20 protein-coding genes are annotated in these 24,595 nt (G+C 71.3%); 12 read left to right on the forward strand and 8 right to left on the reverse strand.

Going from position 1 to position 24,595, the window contains the following annotated elements:
* Positions 1-244: 244 nt before the first annotated feature.
* Positions 245-1,219 (reverse strand): NUDIX hydrolase, encoded by a 975-nt coding sequence (locus tag AOM06_RS08960; RefSeq protein WP_062304829.1) that lies wholly within the window; start codon positions 1,217-1,219, stop codon positions 245-247.
* Positions 1,216-3,462, reverse strand: coding sequence for an RNA degradosome polyphosphate kinase (locus AOM06_RS08965; protein WP_062304832.1), 2,247 nt, complete (start codon positions 3,460-3,462; stop codon positions 1,216-1,218). Before AOM06_RS08965 ends, AOM06_RS08960 begins: the two co-directional genes overlap by 4 nt.
* Positions 3,463-3,591: 129 nt before the next feature.
* Between AOM06_RS08965 and AOM06_RS08970 the strand changes: the two genes are divergently transcribed.
* The 3 genes from AOM06_RS08970 to AOM06_RS08980 are packed head-to-tail and all read left to right on the forward strand — an operon-like array spanning position 3,592 to position 6,664.
* Positions 3,592-4,056: a GbsR/MarR family transcriptional regulator gene (locus AOM06_RS08970; RefSeq protein WP_156163655.1), complete on the forward strand. Its 465-nt coding sequence runs from the start codon at positions 3,592-3,594 to the stop codon at positions 4,054-4,056.
* Positions 4,053-5,009 (forward strand): ABC transporter ATP-binding protein, encoded by a 957-nt coding sequence (locus tag AOM06_RS08975; RefSeq protein WP_082105450.1) that lies wholly within the window; start codon positions 4,053-4,055, stop codon positions 5,007-5,009. Before AOM06_RS08970 ends, AOM06_RS08975 begins: the two co-directional genes overlap by 4 nt.
* Positions 5,009-6,664, forward strand: coding sequence for a DUF2705 family protein (locus tag AOM06_RS08980; protein WP_156163656.1), 1,656 nt, complete (start codon positions 5,009-5,011; stop codon positions 6,662-6,664). Before AOM06_RS08975 ends, AOM06_RS08980 begins: the two co-directional genes overlap by 1 nt.
* A 135-nt stretch (positions 6,665-6,799) precedes the next feature.
* On the opposite strand, the gene AOM06_RS08985 is transcribed toward AOM06_RS08980, so the two are convergent.
* Complete coding sequence (locus tag AOM06_RS08985) at positions 6,800-7,258, reverse strand: GNAT family N-acetyltransferase (protein ID WP_062304840.1); 459 nt, start codon at positions 7,256-7,258, stop codon at positions 6,800-6,802.
* 125 nt (positions 7,259-7,383) lie between these two features.
* On the opposite strand from AOM06_RS08985, the gene AOM06_RS08990 reads away from it, so the two are divergent.
* From AOM06_RS08990 to AOM06_RS09005, 4 genes are all read left to right on the forward strand, one after another.
* Positions 7,384-8,421, forward strand: coding sequence for an ABC transporter permease (locus tag AOM06_RS08990; protein ID WP_062304843.1), 1,038 nt, complete (start codon positions 7,384-7,386; stop codon positions 8,419-8,421).
* On the forward strand, positions 8,421-9,227 hold the full coding sequence (locus AOM06_RS08995) for an ABC transporter ATP-binding protein (protein WP_062304846.1): 807 nt from the start codon (positions 8,421-8,423) through the stop codon (positions 9,225-9,227). The genes AOM06_RS08990 and AOM06_RS08995 overlap by 1 nt, the downstream gene beginning before the upstream one ends.
* Before the next feature lie 3 nt (positions 9,228-9,230).
* Positions 9,231-10,088, forward strand: coding sequence for an ABC transporter ATP-binding protein (locus tag AOM06_RS09000; protein WP_062304850.1), 858 nt, complete (start codon positions 9,231-9,233; stop codon positions 10,086-10,088).
* Between the two features lie 87 nt (positions 10,089-10,175).
* Positions 10,176-10,982 (forward strand): phosphatase PAP2 family protein, encoded by an 807-nt coding sequence (locus tag AOM06_RS09005; protein ID WP_169747753.1) that lies wholly within the window; start codon positions 10,176-10,178, stop codon positions 10,980-10,982.
* Positions 10,983-11,234: 252 nt separating this feature from the next.
* On the opposite strand, the gene AOM06_RS09010 is transcribed toward AOM06_RS09005, so the two are convergent.
* A complete protein-coding gene (locus AOM06_RS09010; RefSeq protein ID WP_062304855.1) occupies positions 11,235-11,624 on the reverse strand; it encodes a cupredoxin domain-containing protein in 390 nt (129 codons plus the stop codon).
* Between the two features lie 215 nt (positions 11,625-11,839).
* Between AOM06_RS09010 and AOM06_RS09015 the strand changes: the two genes are divergently transcribed.
* The 4 genes from AOM06_RS09015 (at position 11,840) to AOM06_RS09030 (ending at position 17,318) form a co-directional block, all read left to right on the forward strand.
* Positions 11,840-13,483 carry an ABC transporter substrate-binding protein gene (locus AOM06_RS09015; RefSeq protein ID WP_062304858.1) on the forward strand — a complete coding sequence of 548 codons (1,644 nt, stop codon included), beginning with the start codon at positions 11,840-11,842 and terminating at the stop codon, positions 13,481-13,483.
* A 94-nt stretch (positions 13,484-13,577) separates the two neighbouring features.
* The gene (locus AOM06_RS09020) at positions 13,578-14,672 is read left to right on the forward strand and encodes an ABC transporter permease (RefSeq protein ID WP_062304862.1); all 1,095 of its coding nucleotides are present in this window, start codon (positions 13,578-13,580) and stop codon (positions 14,670-14,672) included.
* Between the two features lies 1 nt (position 14,673).
* Positions 14,674-15,663: an ABC transporter permease gene (locus tag AOM06_RS09025; protein ID WP_062304865.1), complete on the forward strand. Its 990-nt coding sequence runs from the start codon at positions 14,674-14,676 to the stop codon at positions 15,661-15,663.
* On the forward strand, positions 15,663-17,318 hold the full coding sequence (locus tag AOM06_RS09030) for an ABC transporter ATP-binding protein (protein ID WP_062304867.1): 1,656 nt from the start codon (positions 15,663-15,665) through the stop codon (positions 17,316-17,318). Before AOM06_RS09025 ends, AOM06_RS09030 begins: the two co-directional genes overlap by 1 nt.
* 80 nt (positions 17,319-17,398) lie before the next feature.
* Here AOM06_RS09030 and AOM06_RS09035 read toward each other — a convergent pair whose 3' ends face one another.
* Positions 17,399-19,780, reverse strand: coding sequence for a beta strand repeat-containing protein (locus AOM06_RS09035; protein WP_156163657.1), 2,382 nt, complete (start codon positions 19,778-19,780; stop codon positions 17,399-17,401).
* Positions 19,781-19,948: 168 nt separating this feature from the next.
* On the reverse strand, positions 19,949-21,946 hold the full coding sequence (gene acs / locus AOM06_RS09040) for an acetate--CoA ligase (protein ID WP_062304873.1): 1,998 nt from the start codon (positions 21,944-21,946) through the stop codon (positions 19,949-19,951).
* Positions 21,947-22,062: 116 nt separating this feature from the next.
* Here acs and AOM06_RS09045 point away from each other — a divergent pair, with 116 nt between their 5' ends.
* Positions 22,063-22,338, forward strand: a complete 276-nt coding sequence (locus AOM06_RS09045) for a hypothetical protein (protein ID WP_082105453.1) — start codon at positions 22,063-22,065, stop codon at positions 22,336-22,338.
* Positions 22,339-22,350: 12 nt separating this feature from the next.
* On the opposite strand, the gene AOM06_RS09050 is transcribed toward AOM06_RS09045, so the two are convergent.
* The gene (locus AOM06_RS09050; protein WP_062304878.1) at positions 22,351-23,313 is read right to left on the reverse strand and encodes a hypothetical protein; all 963 of its coding nucleotides are present in this window, start codon (positions 23,311-23,313) and stop codon (positions 22,351-22,353) included.
* 372 nt (positions 23,314-23,685) lie between these two features.
* The gene (locus tag AOM06_RS09055; protein ID WP_062304882.1) at positions 23,686-24,483 is read right to left on the reverse strand and encodes an HAD family hydrolase; all 798 of its coding nucleotides are present in this window, start codon (positions 24,481-24,483) and stop codon (positions 23,686-23,688) included.
* Positions 24,484-24,595 lie beyond the last annotated feature (112 nt).

Consider the following 24,595-nt stretch of genomic DNA (forward strand, 5'->3'; position numbering starts at 1 on the left):
TGGCGTCGCATCGCCTCCGGGCGGGCGTATGGTGGGGGTGACGTCGGACCGCGGTAGCCCCGGGCTCCAAATCCAGCCGCTTCGAGCGGCCTTCGCGCCGACTGGCGCTCCCGGTCCGGCGTCGTCTCATGCCCGGAGCGACGCTCAGCGCCCCATGGGGCGCGACCCGGGCGAGAAAGCGACCGTCAGCTCCCCATTCCGGACCGGGACACGCGTGTGTCCCCGGTGGGTCGAGTCGCGGAGATCAGACGTGCACGCGCAGCAGGTGCGTCTCGACCGCCACCACCACGGGCCCGGACTCCCAGTCCGCGACGTGCGCGACCAGCACGCCGCCGGCGGGCAGGTAGGGGTTCGAGCGCGGCAGCGCGCCGCGCGTGTACGGCCGCACGGCCGCGCGGAGCATCTCGATGATGGTCGGCAGCGTGGGCCGGTGGACGCAGACGACCCGCGGTGAGCGCTTGCGCAGGAGCTTGCCGAACACGGTCGCCGTCTCGAGCGGACGATGCGCGTGGCGGGGCTCGGTGAGGGCCTCGTGGACGTGGATGTCCGAGCCGATCGCGTCGGCGTACGGCGTCACGGTGTCGACGCAGCGGCGCGCGGGCGACGACTCGATCTTCGAGATCCCGAACGATGCGATGAGCGGCACCAGCGCCTGCGCGCGCTCCTTGCCGGACTTGCTGAGCGGCCGCTTCGCGTCGGCGAGCTTCCATGCCTTGCGCCGCTTGGCGCGCGCGTGCCTCACCAGCATGAAGGGCCTGGTGTCGAGCCGTCCTGCGGCGTAGGCGTCGACCAGCGCGTCGAGCGGTCGGAGATCGTCGGGGAACGTGATGAGGGCGTGCGCCTGCTCGACGGTGAGCCAGCGCATCTGGTCGATCTCGTTCTTGGACGCGTCCTTGAACCTCGGGCGCGCGCGGACCGCGGCGGCGCCGGAGGACATGAGCTCGGCGGCCCAGTACTTCACCACCTTCTGCTTGCCGGCCGCGATCGGGTAGCGCAGCGTTGGAAGCGGCTGGCCCAGCACCACCTGCTTGCCCGTCTCCTCGGCCACCTCGCGGACCGCGCACTCGGGCAGCGACTCGCCGGGATCGAGCTTCCCCTTGGGCCACGACCAGTCGTTGTAGCGAGGCCGGTGCACCGCGAGCACCTGCAGCTCGCCGTCCCGGATGCGCCACACGAGCGCACCGGCGGCCACGACGGTGCCCTCGGGGTAGTGGTTCACTTCCCCTTGGCCCTCCGCTTGGGCTGCCGGCGGATGTACGTGCCCTGGAGGTCCTTGAGCCGGTTGCCCTCGCCGTCGGTGACGGTGTGGCTCCACGTGCCGTCCTCGTGCAGCTCCCAGCCCGCAACCTGCCTGCTCATCGCCATGTCGATGTTCTCGATGAGGCTCGCCACCTGCAGCTCGTCCGTCACGGTGATGAGCGCCTCGATGCGGCGGTCGAGGTTGCGGTGCATGAGGTCGGCCGAGCCGATGAACACCTCGGGGTCGCCGTCGTTCGCGAAGGCGTAGATGCGCGAGTGCTCGAGGAACCGGCCCAGGATCGAGCGGACCCGGATGTTCTCGGAGAAGCCGGGCACCCCGGGTCGCACCGCGCAGATGCCGCGCACGTTGACGTCGACCTTCACGCCCGCGTTCGAGGCGCGGTAGAGGGCGTCGATCGTCTTCTCGTCGACGATCGAGTTGACCTTGATCTTGACCCACGCCTCCTTGCCCTCGGCGGCGTTCCTGGCCTCGCGCTCGATGCGCTCGATGAGGCCGGCGCGCACGCCGATCGGGGCGACGATGAGCCGGCGGAAGCGCGACTTGGGCGCGTAGCCCGAGAGCTGGTTGAAGAGCTTGGTGAGGTCCGCCCCCACCTCGGGGTTCTTGGTGAGCAGGCCGTAGTCCTCGTAGAGGCGTGCCGTCTTCGGGTGGTAGTTGCCGGTGCCGATGTGGCTGTAGCGCTGGAGGCCGTCCTCCTCCTGGCGCACCACGAGCGACAGCTTGCAGTGCGTCTTGAGCCCGACCAGGCCGTAGACCACGTGCACCCCGGCCTGCTCGAGCTTGCGCGCCCACGAGATGTTGCGCCGCTCGTCGAAGCGCGCCTTGATCTCGACCAGCGCGAGCACCTGCTTGCCCGCGTGCGCTGCCTCGATGAGCGCGTCGACGATGGGCGAGTCGCCCGAGGTGCGGTACAGCGTCTGCTTGATCGCGAGCACCTTCGGATCAGCGGCCGCCTGCGCGAGGAAGGCCTGCACCGACGTCGAGAAGGAGTCGTAGGGGTGGTGCAGCAGCACGTCCCCGCGCGTGATCGCGTCGAAGACGTTCTGCTCGTCGGCGGTCTCGACGGGGGCCAACCGGTGGTGCGTGGTGGGCCGGAAGGACTCGAACTGGAGCGAGGGCCGGTCGAGGTCCGCGATGAGGTTGAGGCCCGTGAGGTCGAGCGGCGCGGGCAGGTGGAACACGTCGTTCTCGGTGATGCCGAGCTCGCGCACCAGCAGCTCGCGGATCTTGGGCGGGAGGTCGTCGGCCACCTCGAGGCGGACCGCGGGGCCGAAGCGCCGGCGCAGCAGCTCCTTCTCCATGGCCTTGAGGAGGTTCTCGGCATCGTCCTCCTCGACCTCGACGTCCTCGTTGCGGGTGACGCGGAACGTGTAGTGCGCCGCGACCTTCATGCCGGGGAACAGGTAGTCGAGGTGTGCCCCGATGACGTCCTCGAGCGGGACGAAGCTGCGCGGCTCGTCGGACAGCGACGCCGCGTCGGTCACCTGGCCCACGTGGCCCGCGGCGTCGACCGAGAGGAACCGCGGCAGCGTCTCGGGCACCTTGACGCGCGCGAAGTAGTCCTTGCCGGTCTCGGGGTCGACGATCTCGACGGCGATGTTGAGCGACAGCCCCGAGATGTACGGGAAGGGGTGCGCGGGGTCGACCGCGAGCGGCGTGAGCACGGGGAAGATGTCGGCGCGGAACAGCTTGCGCAGGCGCTCGCGCTCGGCGTCGCCGAGGTCCTCCTGCCGCACCAGCTGGATGCCCTCGTTCGCGAGCGCGGGGCGCACCTGGTCCTCGAACGTCTCGGCGTGGCGGTCCATGAGCTCGTGCGCGCGCTCGATGATCGCGTCGATCTGGCGGCTCGCGCTCATGCCCGTGGCGGACGGCACCGCGAAGCCGGCGGCGATGCGGCGCTTGAGCCCGGCGACCCGCACCATGAAGAACTCGTCGAGGTTGGAGGCGAAGATCGCGAGGAAGCGCGCGCGCTCGAGCAGGGGCGTCTGCGGGTCCTCGGCCATCTCGAGCACGCGCTCGTTGAAGGCGAGCCACGACAGCTCGCGGTCCAGGTAGCGCTCGTCCGGCAGCGCGGACGGCGACTCGTCCTCCTCGAACTCGACGGTGGGGACGGGGTACGTCTCCTCGGAGTCGAGCGCAGGCGCGTCGGCCAGCGGCGCGGGAGCGGGCGTGGAGGCGTTGACGTCGAGGCTCTCGGACATGTGGCCCATCGTTCCACGGGAGCCCCGCCTGCGTCACCCGTCCGCGGTCCCGGGTCCGGAGGCGCCGGGCGCGGCTCGGGCGGGCGCCGCCGCTTGCACCCTTCAGTTGTTTCAGGCAATACTGAAAACATGCCGATGGACGATGCGCAGCACGCGTACGTGGACAGGGTCGCGACCTTCTTCACGATGTTCGGCTCCGCGCGCGCGTGGGCCGAGATCCTCGGGTGGCTCATGATCTGCGAACCCGCCGAGCAGACCCAGGCCCAGATCGCCGAGGACCTCGGGCTGAGCGCCGGCACGGTCTCGACGCAGCTGCGCGCGCATGTGCAGCTCGGGATGGTCGAGCAGGTGCGGGTGCGTGGCGACCGCACGCAGCGCTACCGGCTCCGTTCGGGGGCCTGGTACGCGGTCATGGCCTCCGAGCTCGAGCGCATCCGCGCCCTCGGCGACCTCGCGCGCGCCGGCGACGGCGTGCTTCCCCGGGACAGACCCGAACGGGTCACGGAGCTCGGCGACCTCGCCGACTTCTTCGCACGCGAATGGCCGCCGCTCATGGAGCGCATGACGGCAGAGCTCGAGAAGGGACCAGCATGACCACCACCCCCGCCATCGAGACCGTGGGTCTCACCAAGCGCTTCGGCGACTTCACCGCGGTGCAGGACGTGTCCCTGCAGATCGGCCCCGGGGAGATCTTCGGCTTCCTCGGGCCCAACGGTGCGGGCAAGTCGACGACCATCCGATGCCTGCTCGACCTCATCCGGCCCTCGGAGGGCGAGTGCCGCATCGTCGGGCTCGACTCGCGCAAGGACGCCGTCGAGATCCGCCGCCACCTGGGCTTCCTGCCCTCCGACCTCGCGCTCTACCCGAACCTCACGGGGCGCGAGACGCTCGAGTTCCTCGCGAACCTGCGCGGAGGCGTCGACTGGACGTGGGTCGATGCGCTGGCCGACCGCCTCGACGCCGACCTGGGCAAGAAGGTGGGCGAGCTCTCGTCCGGCAACCGCCAGAAGGTCGGGCTCATCCAGGCCTTCATGAACCGCCCCGAGGTGGTGATCCTCGACGAGCCGATCACGGGCCTCGACCCGCTGGTGCAGCTCGAGTTCCACACGCTCATGCGCGAGCAGGTGGCAGAGGGGCGCACGGTCTTCCTCTCCAGCCACACGCTGTCCGAGGTCGAGCGGGTCGCCGACCGCGTCGGCTTCATCCGCCGCGGGCACCTCATCGCGGTCGAGCGCATGGACGAGCTCAAGGACAAGGCGCTGCGCCGCGTGACGCTCGAGTTCGCGCACCCGGTCGCGGTCGACGCGTTCGACGGCGTCGAGGGCGTGCACAGCGTGAGCGCCGAGGGCGACACGGTGACCGCGCAGTACGAGGGCTCGATGGCCCCGTTGCTCAAGGTCGCCACCGCTCATGACGTGCTCTCGCTGTCGTCCGCGAGCGTCGACCTCGACGAGATCTTCCTCGAGTTCTACCGCGACGAGGTCAGCGAGGCCGAGGGTGACGCCGAGGACGTGCCCGCCGCCGCGGCCGCCGGGGAGCGTGCGTGATGCTGCGCACCCTGTACCTCAAGTCGATCCGCGATCGCGCGGCCTCGGCGCTCATCGGCGCCTCCTCCCTCTGGTTCGTCGCGGTCTTCGGCATGTGGGCGTACGCGGGCCTCGGCGACGACTCGGTGTCGTTCTTCGACGACATGCCGGCCTTCTACACGGACCTCATCGGCATCAACGGCGACGCGGGCGTCGCGGGCCTCATGCTCAGCATGATGTTCAACTTCATCGGCCCGTTCGTGGTGGCGGGGATCGCGGTCTCCATGGGTGCGGCGGCGCTCGCGGGCGAGGAGAACGACGGCACGATGAACGTGCTCACCACCGCTCCTCGCTCCCGGTCGCGCCTGCTCGCCTCGAAGGGCCTCGCCGCGCTCACGATCGCGCTGGTGGTGAACGTGCTCGCGTGGGCCGGCTACCTCGTGTCGATCCTCGCGTTCGGGGAGTCCGCGGCAGACGTCAACATCGGCGCGGCCACGGTGCACGTCACCGCGGTCGCGCTGCTCTACGGCGCGGTCGCCTTCGCGCTCGGCGCCGCGACAGGGCACCAACGGCTCGCCTCCGGGGTCGGCACCGCGTTCCTGGTGGTCTCGTTCTTCGGCGCGGGCCTGCTGCCCATGATCGACGGCGGCGAGGACTGGGCGAAGATCTTCCCCTGGTACTACATCAACGCAGCCTCCCCGCTGGTCGACGGCGTCGACTGGACGCAGGTGCTGGTGCTCCTCGCGATCACGGCGGCCCTGGTCGTGGTGGGGTGGGCGGCCTACGTGCGACGCGACCTCGTCTCGGGCGCGACGACGGTGCCGCTCCTGGCGCGCTTCCAGGAGGACGAGCGGCTGGCGCGCATGCTCGAGCTGCTGCGGGGCCGTTCGAGCACGCGAGGCATCGTGGGCAAGGCCCTCAGCGAGAGCCGTGCCATCCTCACCATCGCCGGGGGCGGCATCTTCCTCATGACGGCTCTGATGGGCCCGATGTTCAACCTCGTCTCCGACTTCGTCGGCGAGTTCGCCGACGCCTTCCCCGACAACATCATGGCGATGGTGGGATTCGCGGACTACTCGCGTCCCGAGGGCTGGTACCACGGCGAGATGCTGTCGATCACGGTGCCGGTGGCGGTCGCGGTTGCCGCGATCGCCGCGGGCGCGGCGCTCGCGGGCGAGGAGCGGGCGCGGACCATCTCCGTGCTGCTCGGCTCACCGCTGTCCCGCGCCGCCGTGGCGTGGCGCCGCGCGCTTGCCGTGCTCGCTGTCGCAGCGGTGAACGCGCTCGCGACGGTGGCCGGGATCGCGCTCGGCAACTGGGTCGGCGGGCTCGGGATCTCGTACCTGCACATCCTCGCGACCGGCGTGCTCGTGTGGGGCCTCGGCGCCGTGTTCGGGGCCGCGGCGTTCCTGGGCGGCGCGCTCACCGGGCAGCCCAAGGTGGCGGTGGGCGTGGGCACGGGGGTCGCGGTGGTGGGCTGGGCGCTCACGGCGTTCGCCGCCGTGAACGATGCGCTCGTCCCGATCGCGCACCTGTCGCCGTACTACTACTACACGTGGGAGTTCCCGCTCGACAATGGCCTCTACTGGTACCAGCCGGTGGTGCTGTTCGGCGCGGCGGCGGCTCTGTTCGCGGCGGGCGTCGCGGGCTACGTGCGGCGTGATCTCAAGGGCTGACCCGCCGCGGCTCCGCCACACCGATCAGCGGCTCCGCCACACGGGTCCCGGCGTGTCGCCGGCGTGTTGCGGCGTGCGGCCCTGGAGTCCGCGCCTATCCGGGGGCCGCGTGTGGCGGAGCCGCAGCGGGAGGGGTCAGAGCTCCCGGGTGTAGAAGCGCGAGAACGGGTCGAGGGCGTAGCCGGCGAACGGCCCGCACTCGGTGAAGCCTGCGCGCTCGTACAGACGATGCGCGGCGTGGAAGGGCTCGGACGTCCCCGTCTCGAGGCTCACGCGGACGAGCCTCAGGTCGCGACCCACGCCCATGAGGTGGTCGAGCACCGCGGTCGCGACGCCGCGGCCGCGCTGATCGCCGGCGGTCCGCATCGACTTGATCTCGCCGTGCACCGGCTCGATCACCGCGATCGCGCCCACCCCGAGCAAGGCGCCGTCCCCGTCGCGCGCCGCGACGAACCTCACGTGCGGCGCGCGCAGCCGGTCGACGTCGAGCGCGTGCACCGAGCAGGCGGGCGAGGTCGCGTGCATGTCGGCGAGGTGCTCCGTCAGGAGCGCGGTGATGTCCGGGCTGCCGGGGTCGGCGAGGGCGATCTGCATGGCCTCATCCTCTCGCGCCGCGCGAGTGCGCCCGCCATGCTGGGTCGGAGGGGCGAAGATGCCTTTCCGTGCTACGGTTTCCTCAAGTGGAGAAATCGGCCGCGGGTGGTCGGGAAGGAAGTGCCATGAAGGCGATGATCCTCAAGGAGTTCCGCGAGCTGCGCCGCGACAGGCGGACGATGGCGATGCTCATCGTGCTGCCGATCGTGCTGCTCACGATCTTCGGCTACGCCGCGAACTTCACCGTCGACACGATCCCCACGCGCGTCATCGGCCCCGGCGCGGAGCAGGTGGTGGCGAACGCCCCCGACCTGTTCGAGATCGGTGAGGTGGACGCGGACGCGACCACCAACGACGCGCTCGCCTGGATGCGCGACAACGAGACCGAGGTGGTGATCGACACCACCACGCAGCCCCCGACGGCGTACGTCGACGGCGCGAGCCTCTTCACGGCGCAGAGCGCCTCCGTCGCCTTCGCCCGCATGGGCGATCAGGTGCAGGTCGACATCCTCTTCAATCCCGACCTGGAGACCTCGTGGGTCATGGTGCCCGCGCTGATCGGCCTCATCCTGACCTTCATCGGCACCATCATCACGTCGATCGGGCTGGTGAAGGAGCGCCAGTCGGGCACGCTCGAGCAGCTCGCGGTGATGCCGCTCAAGCCGGCCGACGTCATCATCGGCAAGATCGCCCCGTACTTCCTGCTCGCGTCCTTCGACATGCTCGTCGTGACGTTCCTCGGCGTATGGATCTTCGATGTGCCGTTCGAGGGCAACCCCTGGCTCTTCGCGGTGGGCGCCGGGATCTTCCTCTTCGTGGTGCTGGGCATCGGTGTGCTGATCTCGACGGTCTCGCAGACCCAGGCTCAGGCGATCCAGCTCGCGATCATGCTGCTGCTCCCGCAGATCCTGCTGTCGGGCTTCATCTTCCCGCTCGACGCGATGCCGACCGCGATCGCGGCGATCGGGCGCTGCCTGCCCCTCACGTACTTCGTCGAGATCGCGCAGGGGATCTTCCTGCGCGGCGCCGGCATCAGCGCCCTGTGGATCCCCTTCGCGGTCCTCACGGGGATGGCTCTCCTGGTGTTCTCCGCCGCGGTCCTGCGGTTCCGGCGCGATCTCGCGCCGAGCGCGCACCACCGGGCGAAGGCGAAGGCCGCCTGATGCCCGCGTGGGGAGCCCACGGGCTCACGGTCGAACGGGGCGGACGCGCGGCCCTCGCCGACGTCACCCTCACCGTCGAGCCCGGCGAGATCGTCGCGGTCGTGGGCGGCGACGGTGCGGGCAAGACCACGTTGCTGCGCGCGCTCGCGGGCGCGATCGCCCCGACCTCGGGGGACGTGGCCGCCCCGGCGCTCGAGCGCATCGGCTTCATGCCCACCGCCGCCGGCGTGTGGCGCGACCTCTCGGTCGACGAGAACATCGCGTTCGTCGCCGCGGCCCACGGGCTGTCCGGCGAGACGCTGCGCGAGCGCCGCGCCGCGCTGCTCGCCGGCGCCGGCCTCGAGCATGCGACGTCGCGCCTCGCGCGCAACCTCTCGGGCGGCATGCGGCAGAAGCTCGCGTTCTCGCTCGCGATGCTGCACCGGCCCGACCTGCTGATCCTCGACGAGCCGTCCACGGGCGTCGACCCGGTCAGCCGCGTCGACCTGTGGCGCATGGTGTCGCTCGCCGCGTCGCAAGGCGCGGCCGTGGTGATGGCCACCACGTACCTCGACGAGGCCGAGCGTGCCCATCGCGTGATGGTGCTCGACGCGGGCGAGATCCTGCTCGAGGGGGCGCCGGCGCAGGTGCTCGCGAGCGTCCCCGGCCACGTGGTCGAGTCCGCGGAGCCCGGCGATCCCGGCCGCACGTGGAGACGGGGCCGGCGCTACCGCGTCTGGTCGCCCGACGAGCCGCCGCACGGCACCGCGCGAGTGGCCGACATCGAGGACGCCGTGGTCGCCGCGGCCATCGCGAAGGGGGCCTGAGCCATGGCCGAACTGCTCATCCGCGCGACGGACGTCACGCGTCGCTTCGGGGACTTCACCGCCGTCGACCAGGTATCGCTCACGGTCGAGCCCGGAGAGATCGTCGGCCTGCTCGGCGCGAACGGCGCCGGCAAGACCACGCTGATCCGCATGATCCTGGGCCTGCTGCCGCCCACCGACGGCCGGCTCGAGCTCATGGGGCGGGCCCCCGATCGCGAGGGTCGCGCGCGCCTCGGCTACGTGCCGCAGGGGCTGGGGCTGTGGGACGACCTCACGGTCGAGGAGAACCTCGCATTCGTCGACGAGGCGTTCGGCTCGCGCGCGACTGCGGTGCCGGAGGCCCTCGCGACCTCGCGCGAGAGCCTCGTCGGGGGCATCGGCCTCGGGCGTCAGCGCCAGCTCGCCTTCGCCGCGGCGCTGGGCCACGGGCCCGAGCTGCTCGTGCTCGACGAGCCCACGTCGGGCGTGGACCCGCTGTCCCGCGCACGGCTGTGGGACACCATCCACGAGAGCGCCGACGCCGGCGCGGGCGTGCTCGTCACCACGCACTACATGCAGGAGGCCGAGCAGTGCGACAGGCTCGTGCTGATGTCGCAGGGGGTCGCGGTGGCGTCCGGGCAGCTCGCGGACATCGTCGGCGGCACCACTGCGCTCGCGGTGCGCACCGAGCGGTGGCAGGACGCCTTCGCCGCGCTCGACGATGCGGGGGTCCTGGTCATGCTCTCGGGCACCCATGTGCGCGCGGTCGACGCCTCGGCGGAGCGTGTGCGCGCTGCGCTCGGAGGCCTCGAGGCCGAGCTCGAGGCGGTGCCCGCGACGCTCGAGGAGGCGATGGTCGCGCGCGAGCGCGCGGCGGCCTGAGCGCATCGTCCCCGGTCCGAAGGCGCATGCGCGCGCGGCGGCGCGTGCGTCCCGGGCCGGCCCCGCGCGATGCCTAGGGTGGGCCGCATGACTCGACGCATGCGTGCCTCCGACGCGGTGCTCGCGCTGTGGCCCGCGGCGGTGCTCACGGCCGCGGGCGTGGCGGGATTCGTCGGGCTCCTCGACTGGGTGCGCGAGAACGAGGAACTTGCGCGCGTCGACCAGCCGCTGCTCGAGCTCCTCGCGGACCAACGCTCGCCCGGGCTCGAGACCTTCTTCTCCGTGGTGTCGTTCGTGGGCGGGCCCGCGGTGCTGCCCGTGGTGGTCGCGCTGATCGCGCTGGTGTGGTGGCGCGTGTCGCGCTCGTGGTGGGAGCCCGTGCTGCTGGTGGTCGCGATGGTGATGTCCACGGCGCTCACGGTGGTGCTCAAGGCCGTGGTCGGGAGGGACAGGCCGGCGGACGTCCTCATGGTGGTGCCGGGGGGCGAGTCCTCCGGCTCGTTCCCCTCGGGCCACACGGTCGGCGCGACGACGCTGGTCCTGGTGGTGGGCTACCTGCTCTGGCATGAGGATGCCGAGGCGTCGTGGGCGCTCACGGGCTGGGTGCTCGCGTCCGCGGCCATCATCGCCGCGGTCGGTGCGGCCCGCCTGTACCTCGGCTACCACTTCCTCACGGACGTCATCGCCGGCCTGTGCGTCGCGCTCGCGGTGCTCGGCGTGGTCGTGGGCGCGGAGCGCTGGCACGATCTCTGGCTCGAGCGGCGCGACCCGCCCGCGCGGCCTCGCGCGCTCGCCGCGGCCGACGAGGACCTCGTATGGATGCGCGACGCGGGCGATGACGGCGACGCGGAGGCGGCGGAGGCCGAGCGAGGCGTCGAGGGCGACGGCCGCTGAGCGGAGCGGTCCCGGCGACGATGCCGCGCAGTGAAGGGCCCGAAGACGAAGGTGCCCCGGGAGGTCGGCTGCGCTGGGGGGCACCGCGGCCGTCCCTCCCGGGGACGTCTTCAGCGATCTGGGCCGTTCTCAGGCCCGTCGCATGGTTCAGTGTAGGGCCTGACCATGGTCACGGCAACGAGGATCGCAACGTTTTTTCCACGCATGTCGCGGCGCCCCTCGCGGCGCCGTGGGATCGCTCCCAGGGGGCGGCTACGAGGCGGTGATCTCGATCTCCATCCCGCGGGTCCGGTGGTCGCCCACCGAGCAGTACAAGGTGTAGGTCCCCGGCTCGAGCGTGACCTCGAACGAGTCGGTCTCGCCGGGCTCGATCACGGCCGTCGCGCCGCCAGGGTCGCCCTCGAGCACGAGGTCGTGACCCATGGCGCCGTCGTTCGTGAGCACGAGCTCGACCGGCCCCGCCGGCACATCGGTCGCGCTTGCCGCGAAGGCGTACTCCGTCGCGGAGACGTCGACCACCGTGGCGTTCGTCTCAGGGGATGAGACGGAGGGGGCGTCGGCGTCGCCGCCGCACGCGGACAGCGCTCCGACGAGCGTGAGGACCGCGATCGCGGTCACGGGGCGAGACGGGGACAGGCGCATCGTGACCTCCTGACCGGACCACGGTACGTCCGCATCGTGGACGGTGACCGTAACGATTCGGTCACGCCGTACGGGACGCTCCGCGCCGAAAGTTTCAGGAATGTAAAACATCGCCTCCCGTCCGCGATCCGGCCCAGGCGCCGTGCCAGGATCCTTTGCCACGACCGCTGCGCGCTCAGTCGCCGGTCGACACCTGCACAAGGAGGGCAACACCCATGCGGAACCCGTCCCACCTGCGCCGCGCTGCCGTGGTCTCCGGCATCGCCGTCACGGCGCTGACGCTCGCCGCCTGCTCCGGCGGCGACTCCGACACGGACACCAGCGGCGAGCCCGCCGACGGCGGCTCGACCAGCGAGGCGCTCATCGTCGGCACCACCGACAAGGTCACCACGCTCGACCCGGCCGGCTCGTACGACAACGGCTCGCTCGCGGTCCAGACCCAGGTCTTCCCGTACCTGGTCAACACGGACTACAACAGCACCGACGTGGTCCCCGACCTCGCCGAGACCGCCGAGTTCACGTCGCCGACCGAGTACACGGTCACGCTCCCCGAGGGCCTCACCTGGGCGAACGGCAACGCGCTCACCTCCTCGGACGTGAAGTTCTCCTTCGACCGCAACCTCGCGATCGCGGACCCGAACGGCGCGTCGAGCCTGCTCTACAACCTCGACAGCGTCGAGACGCCCGACGAGACGACCGTGGTGTTCCACCTCAAGACGGCGGACGACCAGGTCTTCCCGTTCATCCTCACGAGCTTCCCCGGCGCGATCGTCGACGAGGAGGTCTTCGCGGCCGACGCGATCACGCCCGACGAGGAGATCGTCGCGGGCAACGCCTTCGCCGGCCCGTACACGATCACCTCGTGGGACTTCAACAAGACCGTCGAGTTCACGCCCAACGAGTCCTACCAGGGCCTGCTCGCAGCCCCGGTCAACGGCGGCGTGATCCTCAGCTACTTCGCCGAGTCGTCGAACCTCAAGCTCGCCGTCCAGGAGGGCGACATCGACGTGGCGTACCGCTCGCTCTCGGCGACCGACGTCGAGGACCTCTCGGGCAACGACGCGGTGCAGGTCGTCAACGGCCCCGGCGGTGAGATCCGCTACATCGTGTTCAACTTCGACACGCAGCCCTACGGCGCGGCGACCCCCGAGGCCGATGAGGCCAAGGCTCTCGCGGTCCGTCAGGCCGTGGCCGACCTGGTCGACCGCGACGCGATCTCGGAGCAGGTCTACAAGGGCACCTACACGCCGCTCTACTCGTACGTCCCCGAGGGCTTCGCGGGCGCGACCGAGTCGCTCAAGGAGCTCTACGGCGACGGCGCGGGCGCGCCGGACGCCGACAAGGCGGCCCAGACCCTCGCCGATGCCGGCGTGGAGACGCCGGTCAAGCTGAGCCTGCAGTACAACCCCGACCACTACGGCCCGTCCTCCGGCGACGAGTACGCCCTGGTCAAGTCGCAGCTCGAGGCCACGGGCCTGTTCGAGGTCGACCTCAAGTCGACCGAGTGGGTCCAGTACTCCGAGGACCGCACCGCCGACGTCTACCCGGCCTACCAGCTCGGCTGGTTCCCGGACTACTCGGACGCGGACAACTACCTCACGCCGTTCTTCCTCACGGAGAACTTCCTGGGCAACCACTACTCGAACCCCGACGTGGACGAGATGATCCTCGCGCAGGCCGTCACCACGGACCCCGCCGAGCGCACCTCGCTCATCGAGGAGATCCAGGACACCGTCGCGGGCGACCTCTCGACCCTGCCGCTGCTGCAGGGCGCGCAGGTCGCGGTCGCGGGCGCCGACGTCTCGGGCGTCACCCTCGACGCGTCGTTCAAGTTCCGCTTCGCTCCTCTGACGAAGTAGGGCATCGCGCCGATGGGGCAGCCGGACAGCCGGCTGCCCCATCGGCCTGTCCGTTCCATCCCGGGAGCGCGCTCCCGGAAAAGTGAGGTACCCCATGTCGACGACGACTGACGTCGCCGCGGACGCGGTCTCCGAGCCGCCGCCCGCACTCGCACCCAAGGCCGCCCGTGGCGGCGGATTCGGACGCTACGTCCTGGTGCGGCTCCTGCTCATGATCCCGACGGTGCTGATCCTCGTGACGCTCGTCTTCTTCCTGATCCGGCTCACCGGGGATCCGATCACCGCCGCGCTGGGCGGGAGGCTCCCGGCCGATCAGCTCGCCGAGCGGATCCACGAGGCCGGCTACGACCGTCCGCTGATCGTCCAGTACCTCGAGTACCTCGGCCAGATCCTCACCCTGGACTTCGGCAACACCATCACCGACAACCAGCCGGTCACGTCCGTGCTCGCGGAGTACGGCGCGGCCACGCTCGAGCTCGTGACGTACTCGCTCGTCGTCGCGTTCCTCATCGGCATCCCGTTCGGCCTCATCGCCGCCGCCAACCGCGACCGTTGGCCCGACGCGGCGCTGCGCGTGAGCGCCATCTTCTTCTACGCGACGCCCGTCTTCTTCGCGGGCCTGGTCGCCAAGCTCGTGTTCTCCGTCTGGCTCGGCTGGTTCCCCGTCTCGGGCCGGGCCGGCGTGCGTACCGAGCTCGCGCTCGGCCGCGACGGCGGGACCGGCATCTACCTCATCGACGCGATCCGCAGCGGCAACGGCGAGTACGTGTGGGACGTCCTGTCGCACGCGGTGCTGCCCGCGATGACGCTCGGCCTTCTCACCGCCGGCATCTTCCTTCGGCTCGTGCGCACCAACGTCATCGGCACCCACAACATGCCCTACATCGACGCCGCACGCTCCCGGGGCGTCAGCGAGTCGCGGCTGATCCGCACGCACGCGTACCGGCCGGCGCTCATCCCGATCATCACCGTGATCGGCCTGCAGATCGCCCTCATGCTGGGAGGCGCGGTGCTGACCGAGACCACCTTCGAGTGGCAGGGGCTGGGCTTCCAGCTCGCGAAGTACCTGCAGGCGCGCGACTTCGTCGCCGTCCAGGGCATCGTGGCGCTCATCGCGATCATCGTCGCCCTCGCCAACTTCATCGTCGACATCATCGCGGCCCTGATCGACCCGAGGGTGAGGTACTGAGATGACCACGTCCCGTCTGCTCGGCCGCCTGCCGGTCGTCCACCAGCTGCGCCAGGCCGTCGGCCTGCAGCGCGGCATGCTCGTCGCCGGGCTCGTGCTCACCGGCGTCTTCCTGGTCCTCGCGGTCCTGGCGCCCGTCCTCGCCCCCTACGGCTACTCGCAGCTCTCCGACGAGTCCGGGAACTTCGGCGCCCAGCAGGCGCCGTCCGCCGAGCATTGGCTCGGCACCACGGTCGGCGGGTACGACGTGCTCTCCAGGGTGATCTGGGGAGCGCGGACCGCGCTGCTCGTCATCATCGTCGCGGTGCTGCTGTCGGTGTTCGTGGGCATCCTGCTGGGGCTCGTGTCGGGCTACCTGGGCGGCTGGGTGGACCGCGTGCTCGTGGTCGTCGCGGACGCGATCTACGCGTTCCCGACCCTGCTGCTCGCCATCGTCGCCGCGATCGCCATCTCTGGCGGCCAGTCCGGCCTGTGGTCGGGCGTCTTCGCTGCCGCGATCTCGATCACCGTCGTGTTCATCCCGCAGTACTTCCGCGTGGTGCGCGCCGAGGTGGTCCGCGTCAAGGCGGAGGCGTTCATCGAGTCGGCCAAGGTCATCGGCGCCTCCACCCCGCGCATCATGTTCCGCCACGTCCTGCGCAACTCGACGCGCACCCTGCCCGTGATCGTCACGCTCAACGCGGCCGAGGCCGTGCTGACGCTGGCGGCGCTGGGCTTCCTGGGACTCGGCATCGAGCCGACCTCCGCGGCGGAATGGGGCTTCGACCTCAACAAGTCCATCAGCGACGTCGCCGCGGGGATCTGGTGGACGGCGGTCCCGCCGGGCATCGCGATCGTGCTGGCCGTGCTGGGCATCACGCTCATCGGCGAGAGCCTCAACGACCTCGCGGACCCGCGCCTGCGCGCGCGCCGTCGAGGCAAGGGCACGCCGGCCGATGCGGTCGCGCAGTCGGAGCCCGTCGCGCGTGAAGAGCTGGGAGAGGTGCAGTGATGGCAGGCGAGAGCACGAACGCGGTCGAGATCCGCGACCTCAACGTCACCTTCGCGACGGACGGCGGCGACGTGCACGCCGTGCGCGGCGTGAGCCTCGACGTGCGCCCCGGCGAGGTGCTCGCCATCGTGGGAGAGTCGGGCAGCGGCAAGACCGTCACGGCGCGCACGATCCTGGGGCTGCTGGGTTCCACCGCGGTCACGAGCGGCGCGGTGGTGGTCTCCGGCACCGACGTGGTCGGTCTCGACGCGTCGGGGCTTCGCCGCCTGCGCGGCGAGAAGGCGGCCATGATCTTCCAGGAGCCCTCGATGGCGCTGAACCCCGTGTTCAGCGTCGGCTGGCAGCTCGCGGAGGGCCTGCGCGCGCACGGCCGCATCTCGAAGGCGGAGGCGAAGGCCAAGGCGGTCGACATGCTCCGGCGCGTCGGGATCCCCGAGCCCGAGCGGCGCGTCAACGACTACCCGCACCAGTTCTCCGGCGGCCAGAAGCAGCGCATCGTCATCGCGATGGCGCTCGCGATGCAGCCCGCGGTGATCATCGCGGACGAGCCGACCACGGCGCTCGACGTGACCGTGCAGGCCGAGATCCTCGACCTCCTGCGCCGCCTGCGCGATGAGGAGGGGACCGCGATCGTGCTCATCACCCACAACATGGGCGTGGTGGCGGATCTCGCCGATCGCGTCGCGGTGATGCTGCACGGCGAGGTCGTCGAGACCGCGCCCGTCGCGGACATCTTCGACGCGCCTCAGCACGAGTACACGCGGCGCCTGCTCGACGCCGTGCCGCGCCTCGAGGCGGCCGACCGGCCGCCGCTGCCCGAGCCCGCCGCGGCGCCGCTCGTGGTCGCCAAGGACCTCATCATCGAGTACCCCGGCCGCTTCGGCCGGCGCTCCACCTTCCGCGCGGTGCACGAGGTCAGCTTCTCGATCGCGCCGGGCGAGGTGCTGGGCCTGGTGGGCGAGTCCGGATCCGGCAAGTCGACCATCGGCCGCGCGATCGCGGGCCTCACGCCTGTCGCGGGCGGCTCCCTGCAGGTGCTCGGCACGGAGATGCTGGGGGTCAAGGAGCGCGAGTTCCGGCCCAAGCGGCGCGAGATCGGGTTCGTGTTCCAGGATCCGGCGACCAGCTTCAACCCGCTGCTGACCATCGCGGACAACGTGGCGGAGCCGCTTATCGTCCACGGCCAGGCGAGGCACGCGGGCGACGCCCGGTCCAAGGTCGATGAGCTGCTCGAGGCGGTGCAGCTGCCGGCGACGTTCGGCGACCGCTACCCGCATGAGCTCTCGGGAGGCCAGCGTCAGCGGGCGTCGCTCGCCCGCGCGCTCGCGCTCGACCCCAAGCTGCTCATCGCGGACGAGCCGACGTCCGCCCTGGACGTCTCGGTGCAGGCGCGTGTGCTGGAGCTGTTCATCGAGCTCCAGGAGCGCTTCGGCTTCGCGACGCTGTTCATCAGCCACGACCTCGCGGTGGTGGACATGCTCGCCGACCGCATCGGCGTGCTGCACCAGGGTCGCCTGGTCGAGGAGGGCACGGGTGCCGAGGTGCTCGGCGCCCCCAAGGACCCCTACACGCAGCGGCTGCTTGCGTCCCTGCCCGTGCCGGACCCGGCCGAGCAGGCGAAGCGCCGCGAGGAGTGGGCGGCGCTCAGCAGCTGACCGACGCCCCTCCCGGCGCATGCAGAACGCCCCCGCCTCCGACCTTCGGGTCGGGGACGGGGGCGTTCCGCGTGCGGAGGCTAGACCTCCCGGCGGCGCATGACCATCAGCCCGGCGCCCGCGAGCATGAGCGCGACCGCGACCACGAGCAGCCCTGCCGGCTCGGCGCCGGTGGAGGCGAGCTCCTCCGCCTCGTCGGCGTCCTCGGTCGCGGGGACGGCGGTCTCCTCGGCCGTGTCCTCGACCGCGATGTCCTCGTCCTCGACCACGGTGTCCTCGTCCTCGTCCTCGACCGCGGCCGGGACCACAGTGACGGTGACCGATGCGGTGGCGCCGGCGAGCGTCGCGGTGATGGTGTGCTCGCTCGCGTGCGGGAAGGTCACCGAGAGCCCATCGACCACGTCGGTGCCCACGGAGCTCGACAGCACCGCCGACGACGTGTCGACCGTGCGGCCGAGGTGGTCGGTTCCCGTCACCGTGAAAGCGAGCGAGCCGCCCTGGTCGACGGACGTGGCCGACGGCGTGAGGGTGAGCTCCACATCGGTCACCGCGTAGACGGTGACGTCGCCCGTGAGGACCGTGTCGGCGTCGAGCCAGTCGCCGGAGCCATCGGCCGCGAGGTTCCAGCCCATGCCCGCCGGCGCGGCGGGGAGGGTGCGGTAGCCCGCGTCGAAGGTCGGGGCGTACACGCGCACGGGGCTGTGGGAGGTCCCGCCCGCCGAGTCGAACGACACCTCGAAGTTGTGGCCGGTGATCGTGACCGAGGAGATGCGCCACGTGGCGATGGAGATGACGCCCTCGTTGTGGATCTGGCCCAGGTCGCTGATGGCGCCGCCGTTGGTCTCGTCGCCGACGGCGCCCAGGATCCTTCCCGTGGAGGTGACGTGCACCTCGGGTCCGGTCGGGTCGGAGTCCATGACGGACAGGTACCCGCTCGCGATGTGGAGCGTGCCCGCGACCTCGAGCGAGCCGAAGCCGGTGGCACCGTAGCCCGCGCCGATGACGGTGGTCGGGCCGGAGATGCTCGTGCCGCCCGAGACGGTCACCACTGCGCCCGAGGCGATGACGACGTCGCCGCCGTCGCCGCCGTAGCCGCCGCCGATGCCCGCGCCGTAGTCGCTGCCCGTGACCGTGACGGTGCCGGCGTTGACGGTGACGTCGCCCGCATCGGTGTAGTCGGCGCCGCCGATGCCGGCGCCGAGGCTGTCGCCCACGGCCGTGACCGTGCCGCCGTCGATGACGAGCGCGTTGCCGGCGTTGACCTGGATGGCCGCACGCGTCATGGACGGGGCGGAGGCGGTCAGCGTGCCGCCGCCCACCGAGTCGTCGATGGTGAGCGTGTGGCCGCCCGTGATGCCGAGCGAGTCGGCGTCGAGCGAGTGGCCCGCAAGGTCGAGCGTGAGGTCGCACGTCGCGTCGACGGTCCCGACCGTGAGGTCTGCCGTGAGCACATGGGACGTGGCGCCGCTGCAGCCGCTCATGAGCGTGGTGAGGCCGCCGGCGCTGGCGGTCGCGTACACGGTGAGGTCGCCCGTGAGCACGGTCGAGGACGTGAGCCACGTGCCGCTGCCGTCGGACGCGGTGTTCCACTCGGTGCCGGCGGGCGGGGTCGGCAGCGTGCGGTAGCCCGTGTCGATGGTCGCGGCGTACACCTGGATCGCGTCGGGGCCCGTGGCGCCGGGCACCGAGAAGCCGATGACGGAGTTGTAGCCGGTGACGGTGACGCCGTTGACGTAGCCGGTCTCGAGCGCGATGACGCCCTGGTTGTGGACCTGGCCGTCGCCCCACATCGTGCCGCCCGCGGTGGTCTCCGAGCCCGGCTCGCCCATGATGCGGCCCGTGGACGTGACCGTCACCTCGGGTCCGCCGACGATCGAGTCGGGGACCGTGAGGTTGCCGGAGCCGATGCGGAGCGTCCCCGCGATGGTGAGGGCGTCCATGGCCGTGCCGCCGTAGCCCCGGCCGACGATCGACGCGAGGCCGGACGTGGTGGAGGCGGTGACGTCCGCGCCGGCGCCGATGGTCACGCTGCCGCCGTCCTCGCCCAGACCGCCGCCGATGCCGGCGCCGCTGTAGCCGATGGCGTCGACCGTGCCGGACTCGATGACGAGCGAGCTCCCCGCGTGGATCTGGATGCCCGCGCGGCTGTCCACGCCCGTGGCCGTCAGCGTGCCCGTGCCGCCGGCGCTCGAGTCGGTGATGGTGAGGTCCTTGTGATCGGTGCCGAGCGACCCGAGCGTGAGCGCGTGCCCGGCGAGGTCGATCGTGAGGTCGCACAGCGTGTCGACGATGCCGCCGGACGTGATGTCGGCGGTGAGGACCACGGTGTCGCCGTCGACGCAGGACGACTGCACGGCGTCATCGAGCTCCGTGATGTTGCCGACCGGGATGGTGGTGGCGGCGTGGGCTGCGTGCGCGGTGGCAGGCAGGAGGAAGGCGGCGACGAGGGTCGCCGAGAGCATGCGGCGCACGGGTGCCTTTCGGGGGGACTTCTGGGGACCCTCAGCGGCACCCCAGCGCGAGGCGTGCGGGCACGCCTCGCGCACATCCAACCACAGGACGGCACCGAGTGCCGACACTGTGACGCACGTCTCTCCCGGGGTGAAATACCTGGTAGAAGCGCAAGCAGGCTAGTCCCCGGCGCCCGCCTCCAGCCCGGTACGGATCGCGTCCATCACCGTCGGGTCGGCCAGCGTGGTGACATCCCCGGTGGGTCGGTCCTCGGCCACGTCGCGCAGCAGCCGCCGCATGATCTTGCCGGAGCGCGTCTTGGGCACCTCCGACACCACCAGGATGGTGCGCGGCTTGGCGAGCGAGCCGATCTGCCGCCGCACGTGCTCGCGCAGCGCGGCGGCCACCTCCTCGCCGTCCTCGGGCACCCCGTGGGCGTCGCCGCGCACGATGACGAACGCCACCACGGCCTGCCCGGTCACCTCGTCCGAGGCGCCGACCACGGCGGCCTCCGCGACCCAGGGGTGCGCGACCAGCGAGTGCTCGATCTCGGTGGTGGTGAGCCGGTGCCCCGAGACGTTCATGACGTCGTCGACGCGGCCCAGCAGCCACAGGTCCCCGTCGACGTCCTTCTTGGCGCCGTCGCCCGCGAAGTACATCCCGTCGAAGTGGTTCCAGTACGTCGAGACGTACCGGTGCCGGTTGCCCCAGATGCCGCGCAGCATGGAGGGCCACGGCTCGGTGATCACCAGGTACCCGCCCTCGCCGTTGGCCACGGGGCGTCCCGCATCGTCCACCACCTCGACGCTGATGCCCGGGGTCGGGGTCATCGCCGAGCCGGGCTTGGTCGAGGTCACGCCCGGGAGCGGGGAGATCATGATCGCGCCGGTCTCCGTCTGCCACCACGTATCCACGATGGGGCAGCGGTCCCCGCCGATGACCCGGCGGTACCACATCCAGGCCTCGGGATTGATGGGCTCGCCCACCGAGCCGAGCAGCCGCAGCGAGCTGAGGTCGAACTGGTTCGGGATCGCCTCGCCCCACTTCATGAACGTGCGGATCGCGGTGGGGGCGGTGTAGAGGATGGTGACCTTGAACTGCTCGACGATCTCCCACCAGCGACCCTCGTGAGGCGTGTTAGGGGTGCCCTCGTAGAGCACCTGCGTGGCGCCGTTGATCATCGGCCCGTAGACGATGTACGAGTGCCCGGTGATCCAGCCCACATCGGCCGTGCACCAGTAGACGTCGTCCTCCTTGAGGTCGAAGACGATGCGGTGCGTGTGGGCCGCGCCCGTGAGGTACCCGCCGGTCGAGTGCCACAGGCCCTTCGGGGTGCCGGTGGTGCCCGACGTGTAGAGGATGAACAGCGGGTGCTCGGCCTCGACCCAGACGGGCTCGTGCTCGGCCGGCTGCGGATCCACCGCATCGTGCCACCAGACATCGCGCCCCTCGGTCCAGGCGGTCTCCTGCCCGGTGCGCCGCACCACCAGGACGTGCTCGACCGAGGCGCACGGCTCGGGATGCGCGGTGCCCTCGCCGTGGCTCGCGAGAGCCTCGTCCACGAGCGGCTTGAGGGCGAGGTGCTGGCCGCGACGGTTGCCGCCGTCCGCCGTGATGACGAGCTTGGCCTCGGCATCGTCGATGCGCTGGCGCAGGCTCTCCGCGCTGAAGCCGCCGAAGACCACCGAGTGGATGGCGCCGATGCGCGCGCACGCGAGCATCGCGACCACGGCCTCGGGGATCTGGGGAAGGTAGATCGCGACGCGGTCGCCCGTGCCGACGCCCAGGCTGAGCAGGCCGTTCGCGGCCTTCTGCACGCGCTCGTGGATGTCGCGGTAGGTGAGCGTCTCCGTGTCGCCGGGCTCCCCGACGAAGTGGAAGGCGACGCGATCGCCGCGTCCCTCGCGCACGTGGCGGTCGACCGCGTTGTCGCACGCGTTGAGGGTGCCGTCGTGGAACCAGCGCGAGACGGGCGCGTCGGACCAGTCGAGGATCTCGGTGAAGGGGGTGCGCCAGGCGAGCCGCAAGGCGGCCTCGCGCCAGTACTGGAGCCTGTCGACCCCGGCCTTCTTGTACTCGTAGGAGGTGGCGTTCGCGTGTGCGGCGAACGCGGCGTGCGGCCTGAACGACCGCGACTCGTGGTGCAGGTTCTCGAGGGTATGGGCGACGTTGTCCATGCGCGTCACCCTAGGACGAAGGTCCCAGGCGTGTGAAGCGTTTGTTAGATGGCCTGGTAAAGACCGGTGTCGAGGCTCGCCGCGCGGATCGCGCCCGTGCGTGCGAGCCTGGGGTGATGAGTGGAGCAGAAGGATTCGACTACCGCACCCGCACCAACGGCGAGGTGCACATCTTCCATCACGGCAAGCTCGCGAAGATGCTGCGCGAGCGGCCGGCCGAGGACTTCCTGGCGGCCGTCAAGGACGGCGATGCGCAGGAGGCCATGGCGGCCGCGGTGGGCAACGACGGGCAGGGCGGGGGAGTGCAGGGCTCCGCGACGGGCCCGGGCACCCACCTGCACGGCAACGGTGCGGCGCACCCGCACCAGGAGTTCCGCCGCAAGAGCGGCTGAGCCGCCGGGGCGCTACTCGACCGTGAACTCCGCCGCGAGCGAGATGGCGACGGCGGGCGGGACGTCTGCGATGTACTCGACGGGCACCGCCCGCTCGAGCACCTCGGCGAGCACGTCCTCGGGGACGTCGCAGTTGCGCGCGAGCAGGTTGCCCTCGGCATCGACCTGGTCGGTGCAGTGCTCCTGGATCAGGGGGTCGTCGTAGAGCGCCGTGTAGCCGGCGTTGTACTGGAGCCCCGCGAGTCCCGTGATGCCCTCCTCGGACAGCACGCGAGCGATGGCTGCGGGCTCGCCCAGGATGATCGGGGACCACTGGTAGACGCGGTAGGTGCCGGGTGTGAGGCTCTCGTGCTCCGCGTTGAACGCCGCGGTCTCGTCCTGCTTCGCCGCGATCTCGTCCTCGGTGGCCGTGGACCAGTCGAAGCCCTGCCAGATCGCGTTCAGCTCGTCCGCCACGTCGCACAGGGTGGAGCCGGTGAACTCGACGTTGCTCTGCGTGAGCGTCGTTTCGCCCGGGGTGGCCACGTAGTACTCGGGCACGAACTCGGCGCCCCATCCCGGGGTCACCACCACATCGTCCCGCGTCACGATGATGCTGCCCTCGGAGGCCAGGAAGCCCAGCCCCGCGGTGTCGGTGGTGTAGCCGGGCACCACGGTGACCGTGTCGATGCCGGCGACCTGGCGGAGCGCGGCGTCGACCTTGGGGAGGACGCCGTTCGCCTGATCCGTGTCGGGCGTCCACGTCTCGCCGCAGGCAGGCGGCTCGAACAGCCCGTCGACGGAGGCGTCCACCTCGGACAGGCGGAAGGTGAGATCCACCGTGTCGCCGCTCGTCGCGGCGGTGCTCGGGCCCGCCGTGCTCGGCGCCTCGCCGGTGTCCTGCGAGGCCTTCCATGCCTTCACCCCGAACCACCCCGCCGCGGCGGAGGCGACGGCGACCACGAGTGCCGCGAGGGCGAGAAGGAACTTGCGCATGGATGTCCTCGGCAGGGGTGGGCTCAGCCCACCGTCGACGCGAGGGGGCTGTGGCGAGGATACGTCATCTGGGCGGCATGTCCGATGCGGCTCGCCCGAGCGCGGGGGCCGTGGCCGGGGCCGTCGCAGAGCCCCTCGCCGGTCCCCGGAAGGGGCGCGCGATCGCGGTCCTCCCGATCAGGAGGTCGCGGCCGCCACGCTGTCCCAGAGCCACCCGGCCCCGAAGCCGAGCGCCAGGCCCATCACGCCCACGAGGGCGCCCATCAGCGTCTTGTTCATGCGTGCCCCCGTTCGATGTACCTGTCCCGCCGGTGCCTGCGACGGTGACGGCCGTCGCGGCAACAAGTTCCCCCTGAGGGGACGGTACCGCGCTCAGGCCTCCCGGTCGCGGCGAGCGGCCAGTGAGAAGCCCCACAAGGTGACAAGGGCCACAGCGACGAGGCCGACGACGACGGCCGGACGCGGGCGCGCCGAGGAGCGCAGGCCCACGGGACGGCGGAACACGAGCATCCCCCAGCCGTGGCGGCGGGCGGCCCTGCGCATGGTCCTGTCGGGGTTCACGGCGAAGCCGTGGCCCACCGCGTCGAGCATCGGTGCGTCCGTGATGGAGTCGGAGTACGCGTACGAGCGCGAGAGGTCGTAGCCGTGCTCCTCGGCGAGCTCCTGGATCGCGTACGCCTTCGCCGGCCCGTACGCGTAGAAGGAGATCTCGCCGGTGAAGCGCCCGTCCGCGACCTCCATGCGGGACGCCACCACGGCATCGGCTCCGAGGAGCCGCGCGATGGGCTCGACCACCTGGTACGCCGATGCGCTGACGATGACCACGTCGCGGCCGTTGGCCTGGTGCCGTCGGATGAGGTCGAGCGCCTCCTGGTACACGATCGGGTCGATGTGCTCGTGCAGGGTCTCGGCGACGATCCCCTCGACGTGCGCGACGTCCCAGCCCGCGACGAGCTCGCTGAGCGCGTCGCGCAGCCGCGAGGTCTGCTTCTCGTCGGCGCCGCCCACCTCGAAGAGGAACTGCGCGAAGGCCGTGCGCAGGGCCTTGGTGCGTGTGATGAGGCCGCCCTCGAAGAACGAGCGCGAGAAAGCCATGGACGACGACCTCGCGATGATGGTCTTGTCCAGGTCGAAGAACGCCGCGCTGCGGGGCGATCCGGTTGCCTCCATGGCGTCACTCTAACCGGGGGCGCCGACCCCGCTTCGCGTGCCGATGTCCCCGGTCCGTCGGCGTGCGATCGGGATCCACGGTCGGGCGCCGATCGCGCCCGCGGCGCGCCGA

This window comes from Demequina subtropica, assembly GCF_000971235.1.
GTDB classification, from domain to species: Bacteria; Actinomycetota; Actinomycetes; order Actinomycetales; family Demequinaceae; genus Demequina; species Demequina subtropica.

What these genes read in the sequence shown, in the direction of transcription:
- AOM06_RS08965 (WP_062304832.1), bottom strand. Translation starts at nt 3,462, where the DNA reads ATGTCCGAGAGCCTCGACGTCAACGCCTCCACGCCCGCTCCCGCGCCG.
- AOM06_RS08970 (WP_156163655.1), top strand. Translation starts at nt 3,592, where the DNA reads ATGCCGATGGACGATGCGCAGCACGCGTACGTGGACAGGGTCGCGACC.
- AOM06_RS08975 (WP_082105450.1), top strand. Translation starts at nt 4,053, where the DNA reads ATGACCACCACCCCCGCCATCGAGACCGTGGGTCTCACCAAGCGCTTC.
- AOM06_RS08980 (WP_156163656.1), top strand. Translation starts at nt 5,009, where the DNA reads ATGCTGCGCACCCTGTACCTCAAGTCGATCCGCGATCGCGCGGCCTCG.
- AOM06_RS08985 (WP_062304840.1), bottom strand. Translation starts at nt 7,258, where the DNA reads ATGCAGATCGCCCTCGCCGACCCCGGCAGCCCGGACATCACCGCGCTC.
- AOM06_RS08990 (WP_062304843.1), top strand. Translation starts at nt 7,384, where the DNA reads ATGAAGGCGATGATCCTCAAGGAGTTCCGCGAGCTGCGCCGCGACAGG.
- AOM06_RS08995 (WP_062304846.1), top strand. Translation starts at nt 8,421, where the DNA reads ATGCCCGCGTGGGGAGCCCACGGGCTCACGGTCGAACGGGGCGGACGC.
- AOM06_RS09000 (WP_062304850.1), top strand. Translation starts at nt 9,231, where the DNA reads ATGGCCGAACTGCTCATCCGCGCGACGGACGTCACGCGTCGCTTCGGG.
- AOM06_RS09005 (WP_169747753.1), top strand. Translation starts at nt 10,176, where the DNA reads ATGACTCGACGCATGCGTGCCTCCGACGCGGTGCTCGCGCTGTGGCCC.
- AOM06_RS09010 (WP_062304855.1), bottom strand. Translation starts at nt 11,624, where the DNA reads ATGCGCCTGTCCCCGTCTCGCCCCGTGACCGCGATCGCGGTCCTCACG.
- AOM06_RS09015 (WP_062304858.1), top strand. Translation starts at nt 11,840, where the DNA reads ATGCGGAACCCGTCCCACCTGCGCCGCGCTGCCGTGGTCTCCGGCATC.
- AOM06_RS09020 (WP_062304862.1), top strand. Translation starts at nt 13,578, where the DNA reads ATGTCGACGACGACTGACGTCGCCGCGGACGCGGTCTCCGAGCCGCCG.
- AOM06_RS09025 (WP_062304865.1), top strand. Translation starts at nt 14,674, where the DNA reads ATGACCACGTCCCGTCTGCTCGGCCGCCTGCCGGTCGTCCACCAGCTG.
- AOM06_RS09030 (WP_062304867.1), top strand. Translation starts at nt 15,663, where the DNA reads ATGGCAGGCGAGAGCACGAACGCGGTCGAGATCCGCGACCTCAACGTC.
- AOM06_RS09035 (WP_156163657.1), bottom strand. Translation starts at nt 19,780, where the DNA reads ATGCTCTCGGCGACCCTCGTCGCCGCCTTCCTCCTGCCTGCCACCGCG.
- acs (WP_062304873.1), bottom strand. Translation starts at nt 21,946, where the DNA reads ATGGACAACGTCGCCCATACCCTCGAGAACCTGCACCACGAGTCGCGG.
- AOM06_RS09045 (WP_082105453.1), top strand. Translation starts at nt 22,063, where the DNA reads ATGAGTGGAGCAGAAGGATTCGACTACCGCACCCGCACCAACGGCGAG.
- AOM06_RS09050 (WP_062304878.1), bottom strand. Translation starts at nt 23,313, where the DNA reads ATGCGCAAGTTCCTTCTCGCCCTCGCGGCACTCGTGGTCGCCGTCGCC.
- AOM06_RS09055 (WP_062304882.1), bottom strand. Translation starts at nt 24,483, where the DNA reads ATGGAGGCAACCGGATCGCCCCGCAGCGCGGCGTTCTTCGACCTGGAC.